The sequence below is a fragment of the Actinokineospora sp. NPDC051303 genome (assembly GCF_055586285.1).
On record NZ_JBVJIN010000006.1, the window covers coordinates 132,841 to 155,486 of the forward strand.

A 22,646-nucleotide genomic window follows, 5' to 3' on the forward strand; every position below is an offset into this window, starting at 1 on the left:
ACACCCAGAGGAGAAACGCGATGCCGCAGGACCTGCTCGCCCTGAAGTACGAGCGCGAGTTCGACAACATCGACACCGACAACGACGGTTTCATCGAGGAGACCGACGTGGACGTGGTGGTGCAGAACTGGTGCCAGGACTTTGGGTTCACGCCCGGCTCGGCGCAGTGGAAGCGGGTGAACAGCTGGGGCCACCTGCTGTGGCGCAACCTCATCGGCGAGACCGACGCGGAAGGCTACAAGAAGGTCTCCCGAGCGCAGTGGGTGTCCTCGCACCACCAGCCCGGCTTCGTGGAGAACATCGCCATGCCGTTCGCGAACATGGCGGTGGAGATGGCCGACACCGATGGCGACGGCCGGTTGTCGCTTCAGGACTGGGTGACCGGCCAGCGCTCCACCGGTCAGTCCTATGAGGAGATCGAGGAGTCGTTCCGGCACATCGACACCGATGGCGACGGGTACGTGACCAGGGACGAGTGCTACCGGGCGATCAAGGAGTTCTACCTCAGCTCCGACCCGGCCGACACCGGCAACTTCATCGCGGGCCGCTACGCCTGAGCGCTCCGGTGACCGAGACCGCGGGCCGCGCCGCCTCGGCGGTGCGGCCCGCGGGGCGGTGCTCGCGCCTAGGGCCGGTAGTCCCGTTGGTCGTCGCTGAGCAGGCGGTCGAGGGTGGCGCGCAGGTTCTCCCTGCTCTGGGAGCGGCCGAGCATGGCCTGCACCAGGACGCCTTCGACGAAGGCGACGACGGACTGGGCGCGGTCGGGGTCGCCCGAGGTGGTGGTGACGAGGGTGCGCAGGGCGTCGGCCCAGCGCAGGGCGATCGGGACCAGGTCGGGGCGGCGGGCGGCGAGCAGGTACAGCTCGTATTCCGCCGCGGTCAGCTCGCCGCTGACGGCGCCCTCGGTCAGCAGGTCCGCCAGCGCCTCGGCGAGGTCGGCGCCCGCGGCGACCTGCTCGGCGAGGTCGGCGACGGTCGCGGTGTAGTCCTCCGACGCGCGGGTCAGCGCGGCCACGACGATGTCCTCGACGCTGTCGAAGTAGTAGTTGGGCGCCGCGGACGGCACGCCCGCCGCCTTGGCGACCGAGCGGTGGGTGAGGTTGGCGAGGCCCTCGGTCGCGATCACCCGGATCGCGGCGTCGAGGAGCTGGGAACGGCGCCGCGCGCCCCGGGCCAGCCTGCCGTCGGGGCGCGCGGGAGCACCGGCCGCGACCGCGTTCGTGGAGCGCGTCGCCGGTGGATTCTTCCTGCCGCTGCTCAGTGCGCGCTCCCCAGTTCCAGGGCGAGCACTCCCGCGATCACCAGCACCAGGCCACCGTACTGGACCGGGGTGAGGGTGTCGCCGAGGAACAGCGCGCCGATCACCGCCACCAGCGCGATGCCGCTGGCCGCCCAGATGCCGTAGGCCAGGCCGATCGTCATGCCGTTCTTGAGCACCAGCGACAGCATGCCGAACGCGGTCACGTATCCCACCACGACCAGGATCGACGGCAGCAGCTTCGTGAACCCCTCCGACAGGCGGAGGCTGATCGTCGCCAGGACCTCGGACGCGATCGCGAAGACCAAGAACAGTGCGGACACGGACCCCAACCCCTCTTCGGTAAACTAGTGGCACAACTGTATCAATTGTTTACTGTGCACGACAAGCGAGACGCGCGTCCGCCTTGAGTTTCAGCGCCCGCCGCCCGACCGGTCGCGCTGCCCGTTAACCCACCCGTTCCAGCGACTACCGCCCAGTACGCGGCTTTCGTCGGGTACGGGTAGCGGTGGGTGTCAACCGTGAGGGGGTCGGATGTTTGTCGTTCGGTTTCGCACCACCGAGTTCGTGCCGGATGATGTGGTCGCGCTGCGCAGCGCGGTCGACGGGTGGGACGTGGACGTGCCGGGGGTGTACCAGGACGCCGCGTGGGTCTTTCGGCTCGATGAGGCCCGGTACGGGGCGGTGCTGGAGTTCAAGTTCGTGCTGGACGGGACCACCTGGATGGACGGGCCGAATCTGGTCGTGCGGCCGGTCGCCGACGGGGTGGCCGAGTTCGGCGACGCGGACGTGCGGTTCGCGCCGTTTCCCGCGGTGGTGACGGAGAACGGCGAGGTGCAGCAGCGGTTTTTCCGGCCGAACCACGACGGGCAGCGGGTGTACGACGTGATCGTGGTGGGCTCCGGCGTCGGGGGCGGGCTGCTCGCCGACCAACTCGCCGACGCGGGCGCGGACGTGCTGGTGCTGGAGGCCGGGTCGCTGCTGTTCCCCACCCACGTGGCGAACCTGCCGCGGCGGCTGCGGGTGGGGAGGTTCGACAAGAGTGTGTGGGGGCTGTTCCCGGATTTCAGCATCAAGAACTACGACAACGTCGACGGGTCGGACTTCCAGGGCGCCCAGGCGTTCAACCTCGGCGGCCGGTCGCTGTTCTGGGGCGGGCTGATCCCGAGGATGGGCGCCTGGGAGCTGCTGGGCTGGCCCGCCGCCGTCCGCGATTACCTGCTGACCACCGGGTACCGCCTGGCCGAGGACGCGCTCAACCGCAACGGCCCGATCGGCTCGGCGTACCAGGAGAGCACCCGGCAGGCGCTGACCCGCCTGCTGCCGGACTTCGACCACCTCGACGCCCCGGTCGCGGTGCAGTACCAGGGCTATACGCCGCTGTCGATTCCCGCCGGGATGTTCTCCACCGCGGACCTGCTGTGCGAGGACCGGCTGGTCGAGGACCCCGGGCAGCGGATTCCGACGGTCAACCTCAACCACGCCGTGCACCGCGTGCTCACCGAAGACGGCCGGGCGGTCGGTGTCGCCGCCTACGACCTGCTGGCGCGCCAACAGCGGGAGTACCGCGCGAACACCGTCGTGCTCAGCGCCGGAACCATCGAGTCGGCCAAGATCGCGCTGCTGTCCCAGTTGGACGACCCGGCGGACATGATCGGCCGGGGGATCACCGACCATCCCATCTGGTACACCCACTTCTCGTTGCCCGCGGGCTCTCCGCACGCGGCGACCGACGCCTCGGCGAAGCTCTGGTCACGGCACCGCGACACCAGCGCCGACCGGCACCCGTACAACGTGGTCGTCGAACTCGGCGCGGATTTCAACCAGGGCCGCTATGTCGACCCGGACAACCTCGCCCGCCACCGGCAGCGCAAAGGCGACTCGACCCTCGGCGAGATCGTGTTCCTGTTCAACGCGCCGCTCGTGGAGACCAACCGCCTGCGCGTCGTCGGGCCCCCGTCCGCGCCGGTGCTGGTCGACGTCCAGCCGTGTCCGCTGGCCGCGGAACTGGTTGACGAGGTGCGCGACCTCGCGGCCACCGTGCTGACGGGGATCGGCGCCGAGCCGATCGTGGGCGAGACCCTGGACCTGACCCCGGCCAAGCTCGGCGGCGTCGCCCACGAAGTCGGCACCCTGCGGATGGGCGAGAACGGCGCCGGGGTGGTCGACGCCGACCTCAAGTTCCTGGGCTACGACAACCTCTACGCCTGCGACAACTCGGTGCTGCCCAGTTCCCCCGCCGCCAACCCCACGCTCACCCTGGCCGCGCTGAGCCTGCGGCTTGCCCGCCACCTCACCTCCTGACCACCGCGAGGCCGGGAAGCGCTCAGCGGCCGCGGCGTTTGCGGTGGAAGGCGTGGTCCTGGCGAATCAGGCGTTCGACGTCGGCCTGCTGTCGCGCGCTCAGCACGGTGGCGCTGTCGCGGATGTGTTCGACCAGGAACTCGACGCCGACGCCGAGCAGGACTCGCAGGTCACGCGTGGAGCCGATCTCGGCCCGGTCGTGCATGAGCACCACCGCGGCGCGCACCGGCACCGGCACGCCGCGCTTGCGCAGAAACGTCTCCAGCTCACCGGCGATGTCGCCGACCTGGCGGCCCCAGCTCCGCCCGCCCCGGTCACGCAGCTCGCCCCAGTCGACCAGGTTGTCGTAGCGGTCGTACTTCTCGAAGGTCCAGTCGTCGCCGTCGACGCGCACGCGCACACCCCGGCCTTTGACCTCGATCGCCCACACCCCAGCGGGCCCGACAGCCAGCAGGTCGACCTCGCCGCGGCGGTTGGCGTAGCCCAGGAACAGGGCCCAGCCGTCATCGAAATGGGCCACCAGCTCGGATGCCGCCTGGTCCTCGGCGGTCGCCCCCGCCTGATACCGGGTCAGGTCCCGTTCCATCGCCGGGTCGACCACCGGCGCCCGCGCCAGCAGCGCCGCCTCCTCGCCGCGGTGCCGCCACCACCGCCCCCACTGCCACCACCGCCGCGACGCCGCGTTCTCCCGGCGCAGCACCTCCACCGCCCGCAGGTGCTCGGCCCGACGGACCCCGACCTCGTCAATCGCCGCGCGCAGGGCACGCACCTGGGCCAGCGGATGATTCGACAGCTCCTCCACGCGCATCCGCCGCACAGTAACGCCACGATCCCGGGAAACCCAGACGTATCAACAGATGTGGCGCGGGACTGTCGCTTTCCTGCTCACGTTGTTCCACGGTTGACAATGCTCGGGCGGCCAGTCGCACCCGGCATCGACCGACCCACCGACATCGGATCGTGGCGGCACACGGGACCGACCGGACCAGTGTCAGTCGCCGCCGGTCGAACCCGCGGTGCGCTCCTTGCGCCGCATGACGCCTGCTCCGATAGCGACCCCCGCACCCGCGGCCACCAGACCGAAGTGCTGAGTCAGCCGGTCGGAATGCGGACGGTGAAGGCGGCGCCGCCCTCGGGCGCCGGGCCCGCTTCGATCGTCGCGCCCATTCTGGTCACTAGCCCATGCGCCAGCGCCAGCCCGATTCCCGTGCCCACCGGCCGACTCCCGCTGTAGCGCGCGTTCAGCATCCCGCGCTCGAAGGCCATCGCGTAGTCCTCCGGCGCCAGTCCGGGGCCGCCGTCGCGCACTTGCAAGACGACGGATCCGGGAGATCGGGACAGTGCCAGGACGATCGGCCTGCCCGCCGGGGTGACCCGCAAAGCGTTCTCCGCCAACCCGTCGAGCACTTGCCGCAGTCGTCGCGGATCGGTGTGCGCGACGACGGGCTCGCTCGGTGACTCGGCTGAGAAACGCACGCCCGCCGCGGCGCAGCGGGCCGACCACACCGTGGCGGCCTCGGCGACCAGTGTGGTCAGGTCGACGGCCATCAGGTCCAGCCGGAAGTCGTCCGCGCCCAGCCGGGCCAGGTCAAGCAGGTCGGCGACCAGGCGGTCGAGTCGGGTCGCCTCCTGGTCGATCGTCCGTCCGGCCGCGGGCACCGCGTCGCCGGTGACCACGCCGTCGGCCAGTGACTCGGCGAAGCCCTTGACCGCGGTCAGCGGCGTCCGCAGTTCGTGCGACACCGACAGCAGGAAGTCCCGTTGCCGGGCCTCGCTGCGGTGCAGCGCGTCGGCCAGGGCGTTCACCGAGGCCGCGACCTCCGCCACCTCCCGCGGGCCGTCCACGGGAGCCCGCAGGTCCCGCCTGCCGTGGCTCATCGACGTGGCCACCGCCGCCGTGCGGCGCAGTGGCCGGGCCAGCAGCCGGGCCAGCACCAGCCCGGCCACGGCGGCGACCAACAATCCCAACCCCAGCGCGAAGGTGATGTCGCGGACCAGCGTCCGGCCCGCGCCCCGGACCGTTTCCGCCTCGCGGACCAGCCCGATCGCCCCGCGTGGGTCGATGGGGCGCAGTTCGACCAGCAGGGTCCGGTCGCCGAGGTCGACGGTGGTGTGGACCGGGCCGGTCAGGTCGGTGATGCCCGCCTGCCGGGCCGCGCGTTCGGCGGTGGCGTCGGAACTGACGACGTTTCCGTTGGGGCGCACCTGGACCACCGTGACGCCCTGCCCGCCCAGGACCTCCACCACCCGGCGGAGCCCGAGCTTGCTGTCGGAGAGTTGACCCGCCACCACGTCGGCCTGGTCGGACAGCGTCTGCCTGGTCACCTCGCGGGCCGTGCGCGCGACCAGCCGCGCCGAAGCCAAGCCGCCGACGACGGCGACCACCGCGGCCACGGCCAGGCACAACGCGGTGACGCGGACCGCGACCGAGGCCCGCCTCACTGTCGCTCCACCGCGTAGCCAACGCCCCGGACAGTCCTAATGGGACAATCTGGTCCGAGTTTGGCCCGTAGCTGCGCGATGTGCACGTCGACAGTCCTAGTCCCGGCCGCGGCCGCGTAGCCCCACACCGCGCTGAGCAGCCGCTCCCGCTCGAAGACCTGCCCCGGCCTGCGCATCAGGTGGGCCAGCAGGTCGAACTCGGTCGAGGTCAGCGCCACCTCGCCCGCGTCCGTCCACACGCGACGCTCGCCGACGTCCAGCCGGGTTCGGCCCGACCGCAGCACTTCCGCCGCGGCCGGGCCGTTCGCCCGGCGCAACACCGTGCGCACCCGGGCGACCAGTTCGCGCGGGCTGAACGGCTTGGTGACGTAGTCGTCCGCGCCGAGTTCGAGGCCGAGGATCCGGTCGACCTCGTCGTCGCGGGCGGTCACGAACAGCACCGGCGTCCAGTCGCCGTCCCGGCGCATGGCCTGGCAGACCTCGATGCCGTCCATCCCCGGCAGTCCGATGTCGAGCACCACGGCCACCGGCTTGACCGTGCGGGTCGCGGCCAGCGCGGCCGTCCCGTCGGTCTCCACTCGCACGCCGAATCCCTCGCGGCGCAGGTAGAGCGTGACCAGCTCGGCGATGGCCGAATCGTCCTCGACGACCAGGACAAGCCCTCGGGACTCCATGCCCGCCAGCCTAATCCCCGGCCAGCTCGGACTCAATCACGTCCAGAGTGGACTCAATTCGTTCGATCTCGGACGTCCCCGACGAACCCGCGGCGGGCTGCCGCTCGCAGGCCACGCACGCCAGCAGCAGGGCGACGAGGGCCACTGCCCGCCTCACTTGGCACCGCAGTGCTTCGACTGGAAGTCGGCGACCCATCCCTTGACCTTGTCGAGCTCGCCGACCCGGCCCGCGCGGCGCTCGGCCCGCTCCCGCAGCAGCTCGGCGCTGGTCTCCCGGCCCGCCGCGCGCTCCTTCTCCGCGCGCTCCTTGAGCCAGGCGACGGACCCCTTGACCTCGGCGCCGCCGTTGATCCGCGCCAGCGCCTTCTCGACCCGCTTCTCCGCCTTCGGCAGCCGCTTCTCGCACAGGTACCGCACTTCCTCCGGACTCATCGTCACGGTGACCGGCCCGGCGGGCTGCGCGGCGGCCACCCCGGCCCCGGTAAGCCCGACCCCGCTGACGACGGCCGCGACAACGGCCCAGTTCCTGACTCGCACGAGCGCTCCTCCTTGGTCGAATCCCTGGTCGAACCCGATGGCCGGAACTCTCACAGAGCCCGGTCAAGAAGCCGCCTGGATCACGTTCGAGCTGTGTAAAGACTCGCGGCCCGCCGGAAGACCGGAGCGCTCGTGGTCGAGCGGGAGAGTGACTTCCGAATCGGTTTCATAAAAGCTTTTCGCGAACTGAAATACCGGAAATCCCAGGCTTGATGGATGAACATCACCCGAAATCTGGACGGCGGCTTCGCTAGCGTCATGCTTGTCTGCCGCCAGATGGCCTAATCCGCCCGTCCTTTGTCGAATTAATCCAGTGTCATTCTGTTGGAAATTTTCGGCGGCGACCGCGAAAGTCTCCTATCGTGCGATCGGAGTGACGGTCGCCCCAGGGTCGGCCACGGTGGGGTCGAGCAGGATAACCCCGACATTCCCGACGCCGCAGCCGGAGGTTGCGCATGTGTTCTGCCATCCTTGACCTCACCGCAGACACGTCATCCGTTGACCCGGACAACTATATCTCCGCGTTGATGAAGTGGCATTTCAGCGCCGAAACCGGGAGCCCGTACTGGCTGCGCCGCGCGCGGAGTCTCGACTTCGACCCCATCGCGGACGTGCGGACATTCGCCGACCTCAACCTGTTTCCCAACGTCATCAACGAGTTCCGGGACGTTCCGGTCGAAGACCTGATTCCGCGCGGACTCCACGGCGCCGACCGGGAGATCGCGGGCATCTTTGAAAGCGGCGGCACGACCGGTGCGCCGAAACGGTTTGTCATGTTCGACCGCTGGATGGACTTCGCGCTCGGCTGGGACGAGTTCCACTACGCCGATCTCGGCACCATGAACACCCTCGCCATCGCGCCCAGCGGGCCGCACATGTTCGGCGAGTTCGCGAGCAGGCGGGCGCGGCGCCACAACGGGGTGAAATTCACCGTCGACCTCGATCCCCGCTGGATCAAGCACCTGATCGGGCGCGGCGACGTCGCTGAAGCCGACCGCTACGCCGAGCATCTCATCGACCAGGCGGCGCACATCCTGAGCACGCAGTCCGTCGGCATCCTGATCACCACACCGCCCCTGCTTGAGCGCGTCGCGCGCCGCGACGACCTTGTCGAACTGGTGCGCAAGCACATCAGGTTCATCTGCTGGAGCGGCGCGCACATGGACGCCGATTCGCGCGACATCTTCAAGCAGGAGATTTTCCCCGGAATCCCGCTCAAGGGCCTGTACGGGAGCACCACGATCCTCGGGATGTCCCGCGAGCGGCCCGAGGAACGGCCGGACGGGTTGGCCCAGTTCGACCCGCCCAGCCCGTACATCGTGTTCCGGGTCGTGCATCCCGAGACCGGAGCCGACGTGGAGTTCGGCGAGCGCGGGCAGGTCGTGATGAACCACCTCACCAAGTACGCGCTGCTGCCCAACAACCTGGAGCGGGACACCGCGCTGAAGGTCGAGCCGCTGCCCGGCGCGCTGGGGTGCGCGGTCGCCGACGTCCGGCCGGTCACCACGTTCGACGACAACGCGGTCATTGAAGGGGTCTACTGATGGGCTCGCCCGTCCACATCGACGCGCTCGGACCGACCGGGCCGTACCGGTCGCGCGACCGACTGCCGCTGACCTCGCTGTCCGGCGCGCGGATCGGCGAGATCAGCCAGGTGCCCGCGCTCTATGTGCGGCGAACGCTCGCCGCGATGCGCGGCGCCCCGGTCATGCCCGGCGCCGAGCGGTTCGCCGCGCTGGAGAAGGCGGCCGACCTGTTCCTCAATGCCACCATCGGCGATCTCGACCCCGAGGAGTACGTGCGACTGGTGTCGACCGCGTCCGGTGTCCCGCTCGGCGTCGTCCGGCAGTCGGTCGACTGGGTCGCGGACGTGCTGCGGTCCCTGCGCGACACGGTGGAGCTGGCGATGCCGCGCGGCGCCGTGGGCGACTGGCGGGACTCGCGGACGCTCGACGGATCAGCGGTGTGGACCCGCCGCGGCGACCTGTTCGCGGTGCACGCCGCGGGCAACACACCGGCCGTCCACGGGCTGTGGCCCGAGGCCCTCGCCCTGGGCTACAAGGTGGCGCTTCGTCCATCGACCCGGGAGCCGTTCACCGCGTTCCGACTGGTCAGCGCCCTGCGCGAAGCGGGTTTCCCGCCGCTGACGGTGACCCTGCTGCCGACCGACTACGCCGCCGCCGACGTGATCATCGCCGAGGCGGACTACGCCATGGTGTACGGCGGCCAGGACGTCATCGACAAGTACTCCGCCAACCCCCACGTGCTCCCGCAGGGCCCCGGCCGGTCGAAGATCCTGGTCACCGCGGACGTCGACTGGCGCGAGAAGATCGACATCATCGCGGGCTCGGTCAGTCACCTGGGCGGCACCGCCTGCACCTGCGCCACCGCGGTGCTGGTCGAGGGCGATCCGGAACCCCTCGCCCGGGCGCTCGCGGAGAGGCTTCGCGAGATCCCGAGCCTGCCCGCGGACGACCCCGACGCGATCCTGACCGTCCAGCCGGTCGAGTCCGTCGTGGAGGTCGACCGCTATCTGCGCAAGGTGTCCGCCGACGCGCGCCCGTTCCTCGGCGGCGACACCATCGTGGACGAACTCCCCTCCGGCGGCGCGGTGCTGCGCCCGGCCGTGCACTTGGTCGAGTCGAGCACCGCGCCGCAGCTCAACATCGAGCTCCCGTTCCCGTGCGTGTGGGTCGGCCCATGGCGCCCGGAGGACGGAATCGCGTCGCTGCGGGACACCCTGGTCCTCACCGCGATGACCACCCGCCCGGACCTTGTCGACGCCTTGCTGCACGAGCCGTCGATCACCAACGTCTACCTGGGTGACAACCCGACGACCTGGCTCCGCCCGGGAATCCCGCACGACGGTTACCTGGGCGAGTTCCTCATGCGCACGAAGGGAGTCATCCGCACCGGCGTGTGACTGGCGTAGGAAGTACGGCATGATCACACGATGGCGAGTCCGGAGGCCACCTCGTTCGGGGTTGTGAACTCCGCCCGAGGTGTGTCCGGTCGCCTGCTGCAGGTCGGGGTCGTCCACGGGGACGTGCGCTTCGAGGGAAACCCCGGCCAGGCCGAGTACGGGTTGGCGCCGTTCGCCGAGCAGGTGCCGGACGCCCCGCGCACGTTGCGCGGGCAGCCGAGCAGGCTGCTGTTGGCGCGCAACCAGGTGGTGGGCTTCGTGGGCCGCCGCGACGAGTTGGGGCAGCTGGGGCGGTGGCTCACCCGCAGGCGCCGGTCGGAGGTCATGGTGCTGCACGGGGGCGGCGGCATGGGCAAGACCCGGTTGGCGATGCGGTTCGCGCGCACGGCCGCGCATCAGGGGTGGACAGTCCTGTCCGCGCACTACGGCGAGCAGCATGGACGACAGATTCAGGTCGCGTCGGGCTGCGACCTGCTTGTAGTCGTCGACTACGCGGATCGTTGGCCGCGCTCGGCCATGCTGAGCCTCTTGTCGTCGGTCGTGGCGTCGAGGGCGCGGGTGGTGCGGGTGCTGTTGCTGGGCCGGTCGGCCGGGTCGTGGTGGGGCGAGCTGGCCTACTCCCTCGGCTCGATGGTTGACGACGTGGGCGAGCACGTCCTGGCGGATTTGTGCTCGGAGCACGACCGGCGGATGGCCTTCGAGGCGGCGGGCGCGAGCTTCGCCCGGGTTTACGGCGTGGACACTGACGGGCTGGAACCGCCGGGGTCGCTGGGCGACGACGTCTACGGTTCGGTGCTCACCCTGCACATGGCGGCGCTGGCCGCGGTCGACGCCGCCGCCACGGGGACGGACTCGCCTCGCACGTCGGGTTCCCTGTCTCGCTACCTGCTGGACCGGGAGTGCGACCACTGGGCGGCGCTGCGCGACACCGGCCGGATCAACGCCTCGCCGGTCACGCTGAAGCGCACCACTTTCCTTGCCACCCTCGTCGGCCCGATGACGTGGAGCGACGGGGTGCGGGTGCTCCGCACCGCCGGGCTGGCAGGCAGCGAAGCGGCGGCGGCGCGGCTCATCGATGAGCACAGCATCTGCTACCCGGCCGAGGACGGCCTGGTGCTCGCGCCGCTGGCCCCGGACCGGCTCGGGGAGGACCTGGTGGCCAGGACGCTGCCGCGCACCGGCGAACGCGCCGACTACTTCGCCGATCCGTGGGCCGAGAAGGCGCTCGACTTCGTGCTGTCCTCCGCCGTGACCGCGCCATTCCGCGCGGGCGCGGTCACGGTCTTGGCCGAGGCGGGCAAGCAGGAGTGGCCGCACGTGCGAACCCGGCTCAACGACGCGCTGCGCGGCCGCGCCCCGGACGTGATCGCCCTCGGCGGCGCCGCGCTGCTCGCCGTGGCGGAAGTCGCGGACCTCGACCTGCTCGCCGAGGTCGAGCTGGTGATCCCCGAAAGCGACCCCGGACTGGACGTCGCCGCGGCGCTGGTGGCCGAGCGGCTCACCACCAGCAGGCTGACGCGCGCGTCCAAGCCGGTCGACCGAGCGGCCCTGATGGCGGGGCTGGGGCGCAAACTGGCCAACGCCCGTCAGTTCGAGCAGGCCTGCAAGTGGACAGCGGACGCCATCGCGATCTACCGCGACCTGCCGCCGGGGCACGAGTCCGCCCAAGCCGCCGCCTGGCACGATCTGGGCACCCAGCAGGCGGCCATGGCGCGGTGGGAAGCCGCCGCCGAGGCTTCCTCGTGCGCGGTGCACCTGCGCAGGAACCTCGCCCGACGCGGCGGGGCCGCCGCCGTCGCTCTGCTCGCCGAATCGCTCAACAACCTCGCCGCGGACCTGGCTCGGCAGGGCAAGCTCGACACAGCGCTCACGTGTGCCCGCGAGGCGATGGAAATCCACAACAGACTGGTGAGCCGCTCGGCGTATGCCTCGCCCTACGTGCGGGCATACGCCGCGTCGGCGCACACCTATGCCTGGTTGCTCGCCCAGTGCGGCGATCGGGTGGCGTTGCAGATCAGCGGCGAAGTACTCGACATCTGCACCAAGCTGACCCTGCGCGAGCACGACTCGTACGCGCCTGACCTCGCGGCCGCGTTGCACGAACTGGGCCTGCAATACCACCACTTCGGCAAGCCCGCGCGCGGCGCGGAGATCATGGGCCGAGCCGTCCAGATTCTCAGCGACTTGGCCGAGCGCGATCCCGTGGGACACCACGAGCCGGACCTGGCGCGGTCGCTGCGGGCGCTGGCGGACATGCTCTCCGGTTCCGCGGCCCAGACCCGCGCGGTCGAGATGAGCCAACGGGCGGTCACCCTGACCGAGCGGTTGGCCCACGCGCGGCCGGATCTGCACGACGCCGACCTGGCGGCCGCGCTGCACAACCACGCGATCCATCTGGCCAGGTCAGGAAACCACCAAGGGGCGCTGCTCAGCGTCCGGCAAGTGGTCAACATCCGGGCCAGGCTGCTCGATGAGCAACTCGGGCACTATGAGACTGAGATGTACCAGGCGTTCGCGGGTGTCGGGGTGCGGGCCCAAGCCAAGCCGGACGCGGGCTGGAGCCCACCGACGGATCCCAGGGCGCGCAGGCTCCAGGACTCGGTCGACGCCATCTTCGCCGAGAACCGGGTGGGTGTGTCGGACTCGATCGACAACGTGCGGATGCGTGTCTTCCGCGCGCTGCGCTACCGGGCGTCGTGGCACGCGGCGTACCCCGACGCGGTGCGCGCGCTCTACGACAGCGAACGCGTGCTGACCGCGCGCATAGCCGATCTGGCGCGCTCCCTGTGCAACCTCTGCTCCCGGCTCACCTTCCCGCAAGCCGCCCATCAAGCCCAGCTGATCGCCGAGCAAGCCGCGGAGTTGTTCCTGCGGCTGACCGAAGTCGACAGCAGGTACAGCACGGACTTCAGCAGGTCGTTGCTGAACCTGGCAGTGCGGCAGATCGACAACGGCCTCTACCGACAGTCGTTGGAGGCGACCGAGAAGGCGGTCTCGATCGCCCGCGGGAACGGCCTGCGACCGACGATCGACGTCGCGGAAGTCCTGGCGACGTTCGTGTGGGTTCGCATGATCCTTGACCGCGACCTCGCGGCGGCCGAGGCGGCGGGGCTCGAACTGCACGCGGTGTGGCATGCCCTCGGCCGGGCCGAACGCGAGTCGGCGCCGCCCGAGGTGCGCCAGGCCCTCGACCTGGCCTCGACCCTGCTCTTCGACCAGGGCTGCGAAACCGAAGCTCTCGATCTGCGCAAAACCACGTTCAGCGCCGCGCTCCCGCGCCACCGCTCGCTGCAACGTTCGGCGGTCTGACCCGTCGGCGTGGCCGCGGCGCGGTCGGCGCGGGACCGGCTTCGAGTTTCCGCGGGGGGGGGCACCACCGCGGATAGTCCTGTGTGGAGGGTGATGTCTTCTCTCGGTGTGGTTCTTTCGCCGAGCTTGTCGGGTTATTCGGTGAGTCGGGGGCCGGTGTCGACTTCGGGGACGAGTCGGCCCAGCGAATCGCGCCAGGCCCGGCGGTAACGGCCGTCCTGATAGCTGCGGGCGAGCGCGTCGCGGACGGCGGTGCGGAGGTCCGGGTTGTCCAGGGCCACGGCGATGCCGTAGGCGACCTCGCCGAAGGTGTCGTTCACCAGTCGTGTGCGTCCTTTTAGCGCGCGGTCGTAGCCGAGAAGCAGCGAGCGGTCGCCGGTGACCGCGGTGACTTCGCCGCGCAGCAGCGATTCGAGGCAGGCGTTGATCGAGGTCCGGGAGACGATCTGGGCCTGGTAGTCCGCGAGGTTTTGCATCGAGGTGCTGCCCTTGAGGGCGCAGACGGTGTTGTCGGGTGAGCGCAGGTCTTCCAGCCTGCTGAGGCTGGTGTTGCCGCGCAGCACCAGCAGGGTCTGCGCGCTGAGCTCGTAGGGCCCGGCGAACGCGATCTCCTCTTTGCGTTCGGCGGTGATCGCCATGCTCCCGGCGACGAAGTCCACCTCGCCGCTGGTGACGGCCGTGAGACGTTCGGTCGCGGGGAGATCGACCCACTGGACTCGCTCCGGGGAGAAGCCCAGGTCGGCCGCGACGATCTCGCCGATGGCGATGTCGAACCCTCGGACGCTGCCGTCAGCGCAGCGCTCGGCGTGCCCTGGCCTGCCCAACGTCGTGCCGATGACGAGCCGGTCGCGTCCGCTGAGTCGGTCGCGGACCCGGTCGATCGCCGGGGTCGTCCCGCTGTCGGTGGTGACAGGTGACGGCGGGGGCTCGCGGTTGTCGCAGGCCAACATCGCGGCGATGGCCGGGGTGGTCGTCGTGGCGGGAGGCGTGTCCGCGCCCGCCGACAGGGTTGCGGCGACGGCCAGGGCGGCCGCCCAGCGGCGGCGTCCGGACACCGGGGCGGGTCGCGGGGGTGACGGCGGGGCGAGGTCGGCGGCCCGGTTGCGGGTGAGGGGTATGCGGTGGCCGGAGTTGCGGCTGCGCAGCTGCGGCAGGGGGCGGTTGCGGGCGCCCAGCTTGGCGTGCAGGTCGTGGTAGACGGTCTCGACATCCAGGACCGCGGGGCCGCCGGGGACGCCGCGGGTGAGGGTGGCGAGCAGTTCGCCGGTGAAGGCGGTGTGCGGTTCCCCCTTAGGCGCGAGCGCGGTCCTCGTTTCGGCGGTCGCGGTCAGCACGCAGGCGCCGCTCACCGCGACCCGGTCGCCGATGCGGGCGGGGTCGGTGAGCGAGCCGCCCAACGCGAGACCGCTGTAGCAGCAGTCGAGCAGGATCAGCTTGCGGCGGGCGCGGACCGAATGGTGTCGCATCGCCCGGCGCAGCCAGGTGTAGGGCAGCGCGGTCCAGGGGCGGTCGGGATCCGTCGTGGGCAGCGCGAGGTGCAGCTCGTCGGTGTCCGGGTCGACGAATCCGTGGCCCGCCAGGTAGAGGACGAACAGGTCCGTCGCCTCGGCCGCGACGCCGCGCACGACGTCGAGCACCGCCGTTCCCGAGGCGGGGTCCACGAGGGTGTGGCAGTGCGCCGAGGGCAGACCCCACAGGCCCGGGTCGGTCAGCGCGCGGGCGAGGCCCGCCACCCCGGGCGGGACGGTCGGCAACGACGGCATCCGCTGGTAGTGGCCCGTCCCGATCAGCACCGCGCGAGACTGACCGGTGTCGGCAAGGGTGTCCACGTGCTCAGGCAGGCTCGTCGCCCTCGGGTATCCCCAGGGCCTTGGCGATCGCGGCGACCGTCTCGGGGGACGCGTCGGGAACCTCCACCCGGACCCCGTCGCGTTCGATCCGCACGACCGGCGGATCGGCCCGCCGCTGCGCGCGCCACGTCGCGATGGCCACGACCAGGCTCGACAGCGCCAGGACATTGGCGAGCACGGCGTTGATCACCTCGACCGCCCCCTGGCGGCCCTCTTCGGGCGGCGCGGCGGCGCCGGTCAGCAGGCCACTGGCGTCCGGGTCGCGCGCCAGCCAGCGCCACAGGGAGCCGTGGCCGTGATCGGTCCACACCACGACATCCTGCCCACGCGGCACGACGTCCCCGATCGGTGAAATGGTCATGTCCGCGAGTTTCTCAGACACGATCATGCGCGGGCAGCGGCGCCACGAGCTGCGCCTGTGGTAATCGTGCGGCGTCGGGTCGCTGGGTGAAGGGGGAGTGTCGTGGAGGACAGCGTCTATTGGGGGCTGGCGGAGGGGTTGTTGCGCCCGGAGCGGGTGTACTCGCGTGTCGAGGCGGTGTCGCGGGGTTCGGTGGTGCCCGCGCGACGGGGTGTGTACGGCTGGTATTTCACCGAGGTGCCGCCGGGTGTCCCGACCGAGGGGTGTCGGGTTGGCGAGTTCGGGACGTTGCTGTACGTGGGGATCGCGCCGAAGGCGCCGCCGGGGAACGGCAGAGCGCCGAGCAGGCGGCATCTTCGGCAGCGCATCGGAAATCACTTCGGGGGAAACGCGTACATTTCGACGTTGCGATTGACGCTGGGGTGTCTGCTGGCCGAGCGGTTGGGGATCGAGCTGCGTCGGGTGGGCGGTGGCACGCGGCTGACGTTCACGAAGGCGGGGGAGGCCCGGTTGAGCGAGTGGATGGGCGCGCATGCCCGTGTGGCGTTCGTCCTCGATGACGAGCCGTGGGTGTTGGAGCACGAGCTCATCAGGCGGGAAACTCTCCCGCTGAACATCGCGGGCAACGCCCACAGCCCGTACTACGCCGTCCTTCGCGCGCTTCGCGACGAGCACAAAAGGCGAGCGCGCGACCTGCCCGTCGCCCAGCAGGTGTCCGGGGCGCCCTGAACCTCGTGAGGACTCCGACGGACGCTTGGCTGCCGATGGTCACTGCGGTCTCGGAGTCATGAGCGTGCCCCGACCGGTTCCCCGGTGGAGGTGTCGGCGAGGGCGGCCAGGTAGCGCTCGGCGTCCAGCGCCGCCGCGCAGCCGCTGCCCGCGGCGGTGATGGCCTGCCGGTAGGTGTGGTCCACGACGTCCCCGGCGCCGAACACGCCGGGGATGCTGGTGCGCGTCGACGGGGAGGCGACCACGAGGTAGCCGGACTTGTCGAGGTCGAGTTGGCCGGTGAACAGCTCGGTGCGCGGGTCGTGGCCGATGGCGATGAACAACCCGGTCACGGCCAGCTCGCGAGTGGTTCCGGTGATGACGTCGCGCAGCACGACTCCGGCCAGCACCCCGCCGTCCTCTTTCAGTTCGGCGACCTCGCTGTCGAACGCGAAGGCGATCTTCGGGTCGGCGAAGGCCCGGTTCCGCATCACCTTGGAGGCGCGCGGCGTGTCGCGGCGGTGCACGACGGTGACCGAGCGGGCGAAGCGGGTGAGGAAGGTGGCCTCTTCCATCGCGGTGTCCCCGCCGCCGACCACGGCGATGTCGCGGTCGCGGAAGAAGAACCCGTCGCAGGTCGCGCACCAGGACACCCCGCGGCCGGACAGTTCGGTCTCGCGGGGCAGGCCGAGCGTGCGATACCCGGAGCCGGTGGCGACGATCACCGCCTTGGCGCGGTGCACGGCGCCCGCGGAGTCGGTGAGAAGTTTGATCTCGCCGGTGAGGTCGACGGCGACGATGTCGTCGTCGGCGATGTCCGCGCCGAACCGCTCGGCCTGGACCCGCATCCCGGCCATCAGGTCCGGGCCGTCGATGCCAGTCGGGAAGCCGGGGAAGTTCTCCACCTCGGTGGTGGTCATCAGCGCCCCGCCCGCGGCGACGGACCCGGCGAACACCAGCGGCGCGAGCTGGGCGCGGGCGGTGTAGAGGGCGGCGGTGTACCCGGCCGGGCCGGAGCCGACGACCACGACCTCTCGGATCGGTGCGCTCATGGGGTGGTTTCCGGGGCGGGGAGGATTTCGGCGATCAGGCCCTCGATCAGGTTCTTGATCTCGTCGCGGATCGGGCGGACCGCCGCCACGCCTTGGCCTGCGGGGTCGGTGAGCTTCCAGTCCAGGTAGCGCTTGCCGGGGAAGACCGGGCAGGCGTCGCCGCAGCCCATCGTCACGCACACGTCCGACTCCTGGACGGCTTCGTAGGTGAGGATTTTCGGGGTCTGGGCGGAGATGTCGATGCCCACCTCGCGCATGGCCTCGACCACGGCGGGGTTGACCTGGTCGGCGGGGGCGGAGCCAGCGGAGCGGACCTCCACCCGGTCACCGGCCAGGTGCGACAGCCACGCTGCGGCCATCTGCGAGCGGCCCGCGTTGTGGACGCACACGAACAGCACCGAGGGCTTGGCCGACGAGGACGCGCCGGTCTCGGGGAGTGAGGTCTGGGACATGTCGGTCACACGCTTCCTTCGCTGTCGGTCGCCGCTGGGGCGCCAGTGGTGAGGGTGATCAGACGTCGGCGCGCGCTTCGGGCGGCCAGCACGGGCAGGTGGTGCGCGATCGTGGCCCCGGCGGCGAGTTCGTCGTAGGCGTCGGCCACGACCCGGCGGACGGTGTCCGGTTCGATCGCGCCGTCGAACTCGCGGGCCAGCTCAGTGGCCGCGGCGTCGAGCAGTGCGACGACCGCCGCGGTCCGCGTCGGTGCGGCGGGCTCGTCGCGGAAAGTGCGTGGGGAGTCGGCGGATGAGGACTGTGACGATGAGGTCATAGCCGTTCCTCGGTGGTGCTCTCGGTGACGGTGCTCGGGGTCGGGTGGGGCAGGACGACGTCCTCGGCATGCGCGGAGACGTCTGGATACAGGGCGCGCAGCAGCGGCAGCGCGATCACCGCCGCGACGATCTGGGCGAGGACGAACGCGAGCACGGAGGCGGGGGCGATGCCCGCGAAGCTGTCGCTGAAGACGCGGCCCACGGTGATGGCGGGGTTGGCGAAGCTGGTGGAACTGGTGAAGAAGTACGCCGCGCCGATGTAGGCGCCGACCGCGGCGGGGGCGCGTTCGGCCCGGCCAGAGCGGGCCAGGGAGAAGATCACCAGCAGCAGTCCGAGGGTGGCCACGACCTCGGAGACGGCGTGCGGCCAGGTGGCCCGCGCGGTGGTGGCGATGCTGATCGGCGCGGCGTCGAACAGCACGTTCGCGACCACCGCGCCGGAGACGCAGCCGAGCACCTGCGCGGGCACGTAGGCCAGGAAACGGCGCCAGGGCAGGCCGCCGAACATGGCGTCCACAAAGGACACCACCGGGTTGAAGTGCCCGCCGCTGACCGGCCCGAAGATCAAGATGATGGCGTAGAGCCCGACGGCGGTGGCGGCGGCGTTCTCCAGCAGTTGCAGGCCCACATCGTTGGGGGACAGGCGTTGGGCGGCGATCCCGGAGCCGATCACCAACGCGGCGAGCAGCAGGCCGCCGAGGAACTCGGCCAGTAGAGCGCGGAACAACGGCCGCGTCATCGCGACTCCTTTTCGGACTGTGCGGTTGGTGTTGGTGCGTCAGGGATGTGGACGGCGGGGGCCAAGCGCTCGACCCGGTCGGCCAGGTCCCGGAAAGCGGAGTCGAAGGCTTCCTCGGTGCCCACCGACGCTGGATCGGGCACCGACCAATGCAGCCGGTCGGCGGGATCAAGTTCCTCGTGCGCGTTGTCGCACACCGCCACGACAAGATCGTCCGGGCGCACGACCTGCTCGATGTGCCGGGTGCGGGCACGGGTCAGCGACAGGCCGTGCGCGCCTGCCGTGGCCACGGCCAGCGGGTGCACGCGCTCGGCGGGCCGGGTGCCTGCCGATGCGGCGGGGACCGCGCTGCGCTTGGCCCACAGCGCCGCCGCGAGCTGCGAGCGGGCGGAGTTGCGGCTGCACACGAACACCACCCGCCGCGCCTGCCGCACCCCGGAGGGCACCAGCCCGGCCAGCGCCGCCGTCCGCAGCCGCAGGTAGGTGCGGCGGGCGTCGCCCTCCGACCGTGACCGCTCCACCAGTCCCGCCTGCCCCAACAGCTTCACGTGGTGCGCCAGCAGGTTGCTGGGCAACCCCAACTCGGCGCCCACTTCGCTGGGCGAGGCGTCCCCCAGTAGCAGCCGGTCCACGATCGCCAGCCGCGCGGGCTCGCCCAGTGCGGCGTGCACACGCGCCCGCGCCACCAGCTCTGAAGACCAGTCAGTATTCATTGAGTCAATGATGATTGAGTTTTTCGCCGGGGTCAAGACCGAAAGTGCGAGGTCACGCGCTCGCAGGCCGGTAGGTCCGGCGGATCGAGACTCTCCTCGACTATCGGTACGTCGTACGGTACGCTGTACGGCATGGCACCTGAGATCGATGAGTGGTTCGCCGAGTACGACGCCCGCGCCGCCCGCGGCGATATCGAGGGCATGGCCGATCTGGCCGTGTTCCCGCTCAACGTCGTCACCGACATCCCCGGCGGGACCGCGGCCGCCCGCACCTGGGACCGCGAGGAGTTCGTCGCGGTGATGACCGAGGTGGTCGGCGGGGGAGCGGAGGCGCGGTCCACCCGCACTCCGCGGCTGCTCGGCGACAATCTCGCCGTTGTGTTCACCGACGCCGAGGTCACCGTCGACGGCCAGGACATCCGCCTGCACTACGCCGACATCCTCGTCCGCACCCCCGACGGCTGGGCGTTCCAGACGATGGCGCAGCCTGGCTACGGCTCCGGGTGGGAGCCCGCTCGGAGGGGCTGACCGGCACATCACCGCCCTGCCCTCGATCCTGGAATCCTTGCCGTGGCCCGGTTTGCCGTGGATGCCGAGATACGCAGTTCTACCGATGTCGCGAAAGACGCGCTCAGACAATCATTCCCACGACGGTTCCGGCATCGTGGCTGGGCCGGGACAAGGAGCGCGCACCGTGAAGCGAAGCCGCTTGATGGTCACGGCCGTGGGCATGGTCGTGGCCGTCGCCGCCATCGGTCTCCAGGTGTCGCCGTCGGTGTCGGCGGTGTCGGCCTCGCCCTCGGTTTCCGGGCGGCCGCTCAGTCTCTATGAGACAGTCGGCCCGAACAAGGTCACCAAGGTCGCGGGCGGACCCGACCACACCCTGTACTATCCGACCGACTTGGGCGCAGTGCGCCACCCGGTCGTCATCTGGGGCAACGGCACCGGTGTCGGCCCCGAGTACTACGACGGGTTGCTGACGCATCTGGCCTCCTGGGGTTTCGTCGTCGCGGCGGCCAACACCAAGACCTCCGTTTCCGGCGCGGAAATGCTCGCCGGAGCGCGATTGCTGATCGCCGAAGACCAACGGCCCGACAGCACGTTCTACGGCAAGATCGACCTGACCAAGATCGGCGCCGCGGGCCATTCACAGGGCGGCTCGGGCGCGATCAACACGGGCACGGACCCGCTGATCGACGTCACGCTGCCGATCATGCCCGGCCCGAAGGCCGAGATGACCGACCTCAAGGGACCGACCCTGGTGCTCGCGGGCCAGTACGACTTCGTCGTGCCGTCGTGGCACGTGCGGGCGCGCTACAACGCGATCACACAGGTGCCCGCGACTTTCGGCGAGATCGCGGGCCTCGACCACTACCTGCGCTCCGACAAGAACGTCGTCCACCTCTACGGCGCGGCGACCGCCTGGTTCCGCTTCCAGTTGATGGCCGACGAGCAGGCCCGCGCCATCTTCCAGGGCCGCGACTGCGGCCTCTGCCACGACCGTGCCCTGTCCCAGTTCGCCCGCAACGCCAAAGCCCGCGCCACCGGCTGACCACTCGCTCCGCTCAACAGGCCCGTCGCACCCCCGTGCGGCGGGCCTGCTCCATCAGCCGCCCAGCGCTTGACCTTCCAAGCGTCGAGTAGCCGCTCGATGTGAGTCCTCATCGGACTTACCGGGGTTGGCAACCTGCGGCAGCGGTCGCCCTGCCGTTGGTTGAGCGAGGTGTGGTTGCGGAGGAGGATGCGACCGGCGGCCGTGGCGACGCGCTGGTGGTCAGCCGCCGAGGAAGAGCTTTCCCGTAGGCGTCCGGGCCAGTGAGCATGGTGCTCGTTGACTCGGCTGTGGACGGCCAAATCTGTAGGTACTGTTCCTCTTCGCCGCCGGGTGCGTGGTTCTTGGGCAGGCGGCTCATGCGTCCCGTGGCGTGGACCCGGACCGTGTGCCAGCCGGGAGCGGGGACTGGCAGAGCGAACTGCAGGTCCGACATGCTGGAGAGCAGGTTGATCGCCTCACCGGTGATGCGGAGTGGGCGTTCGGCGATTGTTTCCCACCCGGTCGCCACGGCCGTCGGCGCTTCGGTGAGGAGTTCGACGGTGACATCGAGGTCACCCCATTCCATACCGGTCATCACGGCCATCCAGCCATCCTGGCCGGTGGTGAGTCCGTCGACGGAGTCCACCCAGTCCGGCATGTCGGGCAGGCTGCTGTCTTCCAGCCGATATTGGCCGTCGCCGGTCCTGATCACGACGCGTCGCGCGGATGCCATGTCGTGCCAGGCTCCCCCCAGGTAGTGCGGCCGTTTCAGCGGATGCGGTGGAGGAAGGTTTCCACCAGGAAGCGGGCCATGGCGGTGAGGCGTTCGGGCGGGTAGGTGGCGGGGTCGTTGAGGACGAGTCTGCCGCCTTCGGCCATGGCGGTGAGGAGCAGGTGGGCGAGTAGGTCGATGTCGATGGTCTCGGCGTCGGGGTGGTCGCGGATGAACCAGCGGGTGATCTCGGCGAACCGGGTGCGGAGGGTGGTTTCTGCGCGTTGCTTGTACGCGCGGACCGGGGGTGGCACCCCGTCGACGGGCAGCAGGATGGAGCGCCAGCGCTGGGGGTTGGCGACCACGGCGGTGAAGAACCCGTGGGCGACGCGGGTGAAGGTGTCGATGGGGTCCGCGTCGGTGATGTCGGCGGGCAGGATGGCGGTGACCTCGGCCAGCGCGCGGTCGTTTTCGCGGCGCAGCAGGTCGCGCAGGATGTGGTTGGCGTCGCTGAACTGGCTGTAGACCACGGGGCGGGTCACGCCAGCGGCTTTGGCGACGGCGTCGACGGACACGGCGGCCACGCCCGCGGTGTTGATGATCTCCAGCGCGGTGTCGAGCAGTTGCTCTCGTCGCTGGTCCGGCGCCATGCGGGGCGCGTAGGGGCGCTTGCCCGATGCCGCGGTCGGTGTCATGTCGCGATTCTACCCTGGTAAAGCTACAGTGTTGTAGCTACATTGATGTAGCAATTAGTGGGGAG

The 22,646-nt window shown here is 70.5% G+C and carries 24 protein-coding genes; 8 read left to right on the forward strand and 16 right to left on the reverse strand.

Going from position 1 to position 22,646, the window contains the following annotated elements; translation table 11 throughout:
* Positions 1-20: 20 nt before the first annotated feature.
* Positions 21-557 (forward strand): EF-hand domain-containing protein, encoded by a 537-nt coding sequence (locus ACZ6SD_RS06895; protein WP_465315968.1) that lies wholly within the window; start codon positions 21-23, stop codon positions 555-557.
* Positions 558-625: 68 nt separating this feature from the next.
* Here ACZ6SD_RS06895 and ACZ6SD_RS06900 read toward each other — a convergent pair whose 3' ends face one another.
* Both ACZ6SD_RS06900 and ACZ6SD_RS06905 read right to left on the reverse strand, forming a co-directional pair.
* Complete coding sequence (locus tag ACZ6SD_RS06900; RefSeq protein ID WP_465316050.1) at positions 626-1,261, reverse strand: TetR/AcrR family transcriptional regulator; 636 nt, start codon at positions 1,259-1,261, stop codon at positions 626-628.
* Positions 1,258-1,581, reverse strand: a complete 324-nt coding sequence (locus ACZ6SD_RS06905; RefSeq protein WP_465315969.1) for a DMT family transporter — start codon at positions 1,579-1,581, stop codon at positions 1,258-1,260. Before ACZ6SD_RS06905 ends, ACZ6SD_RS06900 begins: the two co-directional genes overlap by 4 nt.
* Before the next feature lie 211 nt (positions 1,582-1,792).
* On the opposite strand from ACZ6SD_RS06905, the gene ACZ6SD_RS06910 reads away from it, so the two are divergent.
* A complete protein-coding gene (locus tag ACZ6SD_RS06910) occupies positions 1,793-3,562 on the forward strand; it encodes a GMC oxidoreductase (protein WP_465315970.1) in 1,770 nt (589 codons plus the stop codon).
* A 22-nt stretch (positions 3,563-3,584) separates the two neighbouring features.
* On the opposite strand, the gene ACZ6SD_RS06915 is transcribed toward ACZ6SD_RS06910, so the two are convergent.
* The 5 genes from ACZ6SD_RS06915 to ACZ6SD_RS06935 form a co-directional block, all read right to left on the reverse strand.
* Positions 3,585-4,370, reverse strand: coding sequence for a nuclease-related domain-containing protein (locus ACZ6SD_RS06915; protein WP_465315971.1), 786 nt, complete (start codon positions 4,368-4,370; stop codon positions 3,585-3,587).
* 284 nt (positions 4,371-4,654) lie between these two features.
* Positions 4,655-6,004, reverse strand: coding sequence for a HAMP domain-containing sensor histidine kinase (locus ACZ6SD_RS06920; protein WP_465315972.1), 1,350 nt, complete (start codon positions 6,002-6,004; stop codon positions 4,655-4,657).
* Entirely contained in the window at positions 6,001-6,678 is a 678-nt protein-coding gene (locus ACZ6SD_RS06925) for a response regulator (RefSeq protein ID WP_465315973.1), read from the reverse strand. The genes ACZ6SD_RS06920 and ACZ6SD_RS06925 overlap by 4 nt, the downstream gene beginning before the upstream one ends.
* A gap of 10 nt (positions 6,679-6,688) precedes the next feature.
* Positions 6,689-6,835, reverse strand: a complete 147-nt coding sequence (locus ACZ6SD_RS06930; protein WP_465315974.1) for a hypothetical protein — start codon at positions 6,833-6,835, stop codon at positions 6,689-6,691.
* Positions 6,832-7,215, reverse strand: a complete 384-nt coding sequence (locus ACZ6SD_RS06935; RefSeq protein WP_465315975.1) for a hypothetical protein — start codon at positions 7,213-7,215, stop codon at positions 6,832-6,834. The genes ACZ6SD_RS06930 and ACZ6SD_RS06935 overlap by 4 nt, the downstream gene beginning before the upstream one ends.
* 527 nt (positions 7,216-7,742) lie before the next feature.
* Here ACZ6SD_RS06935 and ACZ6SD_RS06940 point away from each other — a divergent pair.
* The 3 genes from ACZ6SD_RS06940 to ACZ6SD_RS06950 are packed head-to-tail and all read left to right on the forward strand — an operon-like array spanning position 7,743 to position 13,447.
* Complete coding sequence (locus ACZ6SD_RS06940) at positions 7,743-8,759, forward strand: phenazine antibiotic biosynthesis protein (protein ID WP_465315976.1); 1,017 nt, start codon at positions 7,743-7,745, stop codon at positions 8,757-8,759.
* The gene (locus tag ACZ6SD_RS06945; protein ID WP_465315977.1) at positions 8,759-10,138 is read left to right on the forward strand and encodes an aldehyde dehydrogenase family protein; all 1,380 of its coding nucleotides are present in this window, start codon (positions 8,759-8,761) and stop codon (positions 10,136-10,138) included. The genes ACZ6SD_RS06940 and ACZ6SD_RS06945 overlap by 1 nt, the downstream gene beginning before the upstream one ends.
* Before the next feature lie 30 nt (positions 10,139-10,168).
* Complete coding sequence (locus ACZ6SD_RS06950; protein WP_465315978.1) at positions 10,169-13,447, forward strand: tetratricopeptide repeat protein; 3,279 nt, start codon at positions 10,169-10,171, stop codon at positions 13,445-13,447.
* Between the two features lie 134 nt (positions 13,448-13,581).
* Here ACZ6SD_RS06950 and ACZ6SD_RS06955 read toward each other — a convergent pair whose 3' ends face one another.
* Together ACZ6SD_RS06955 and ACZ6SD_RS06960 are read right to left on the reverse strand one after the other, a co-directional pair.
* Positions 13,582-15,240, reverse strand: coding sequence for a caspase, EACC1-associated type (locus ACZ6SD_RS06955; protein ID WP_465315979.1), 1,659 nt, complete (start codon positions 15,238-15,240; stop codon positions 13,582-13,584).
* Positions 15,241-15,280: 40 nt separating this feature from the next.
* Positions 15,281-15,658, reverse strand: a complete 378-nt coding sequence (locus tag ACZ6SD_RS06960; RefSeq protein ID WP_465315980.1) for an effector-associated constant component EACC1 — start codon at positions 15,656-15,658, stop codon at positions 15,281-15,283.
* A 102-nt stretch (positions 15,659-15,760) separates the two neighbouring features.
* Here ACZ6SD_RS06960 and ACZ6SD_RS06965 point away from each other — a divergent pair, with 102 nt between their 5' ends.
* Positions 15,761-16,387 (forward strand): GIY-YIG nuclease family protein, encoded by a 627-nt coding sequence (locus ACZ6SD_RS06965; protein WP_465315981.1) that lies wholly within the window; start codon positions 15,761-15,763, stop codon positions 16,385-16,387.
* 56 nt (positions 16,388-16,443) lie between these two features.
* On the opposite strand, the gene trxB is transcribed toward ACZ6SD_RS06965, so the two are convergent.
* From trxB to ACZ6SD_RS06990, 5 genes are read right to left on the reverse strand one after another with little or no spacing between them, the layout of a single operon-like run.
* Positions 16,444-17,418, reverse strand: a complete 975-nt coding sequence (trxB, locus tag ACZ6SD_RS06970; protein ID WP_465315982.1) for a thioredoxin-disulfide reductase — start codon at positions 17,416-17,418, stop codon at positions 16,444-16,446.
* Complete coding sequence (locus tag ACZ6SD_RS06975) at positions 17,415-17,870, reverse strand: arsenate reductase ArsC (RefSeq protein ID WP_465316051.1); 456 nt, start codon at positions 17,868-17,870, stop codon at positions 17,415-17,417. The genes trxB and ACZ6SD_RS06975 overlap by 4 nt, the downstream gene beginning before the upstream one ends.
* Before the next feature lie 5 nt (positions 17,871-17,875).
* The gene (locus ACZ6SD_RS06980; RefSeq protein WP_465315983.1) at positions 17,876-18,187 is read right to left on the reverse strand and encodes a three-helix bundle dimerization domain-containing protein; all 312 of its coding nucleotides are present in this window, start codon (positions 18,185-18,187) and stop codon (positions 17,876-17,878) included.
* The gene (locus tag ACZ6SD_RS06985) at positions 18,184-18,927 is read right to left on the reverse strand and encodes an aquaporin (RefSeq protein WP_465315984.1); all 744 of its coding nucleotides are present in this window, start codon (positions 18,925-18,927) and stop codon (positions 18,184-18,186) included. The genes ACZ6SD_RS06980 and ACZ6SD_RS06985 overlap by 4 nt, the downstream gene beginning before the upstream one ends.
* Positions 18,924-19,640: an arsenate reductase/protein-tyrosine-phosphatase family protein gene (locus ACZ6SD_RS06990; protein WP_465315985.1), complete on the reverse strand. Its 717-nt coding sequence runs from the start codon at positions 19,638-19,640 to the stop codon at positions 18,924-18,926. Before ACZ6SD_RS06990 ends, ACZ6SD_RS06985 begins: the two co-directional genes overlap by 4 nt.
* A 132-nt stretch (positions 19,641-19,772) precedes the next feature.
* Here ACZ6SD_RS06990 and ACZ6SD_RS06995 point away from each other — a divergent pair, with 132 nt between their 5' ends.
* Together ACZ6SD_RS06995 and ACZ6SD_RS07000 are read left to right on the forward strand one after the other, a co-directional pair.
* Positions 19,773-20,168, forward strand: coding sequence for a nuclear transport factor 2 family protein (locus ACZ6SD_RS06995; protein ID WP_465315986.1), 396 nt, complete (start codon positions 19,773-19,775; stop codon positions 20,166-20,168).
* A gap of 166 nt (positions 20,169-20,334) precedes the next feature.
* On the forward strand, positions 20,335-21,192 hold the full coding sequence (locus ACZ6SD_RS07000; RefSeq protein WP_465315987.1) for a poly(ethylene terephthalate) hydrolase family protein: 858 nt from the start codon (positions 20,335-20,337) through the stop codon (positions 21,190-21,192).
* Positions 21,193-21,310: 118 nt separating this feature from the next.
* Here ACZ6SD_RS07000 and ACZ6SD_RS07005 read toward each other — a convergent pair whose 3' ends face one another.
* A complete protein-coding gene (locus ACZ6SD_RS07005; RefSeq protein ID WP_465315988.1) occupies positions 21,311-21,907 on the reverse strand; it encodes a hypothetical protein in 597 nt (198 codons plus the stop codon).
* Positions 21,908-21,942: 35 nt separating this feature from the next.
* Complete coding sequence (locus tag ACZ6SD_RS07010; RefSeq protein ID WP_465315990.1) at positions 21,943-22,581, reverse strand: TetR/AcrR family transcriptional regulator; 639 nt, start codon at positions 22,579-22,581, stop codon at positions 21,943-21,945.
* Positions 22,582-22,646 lie beyond the last annotated feature (65 nt).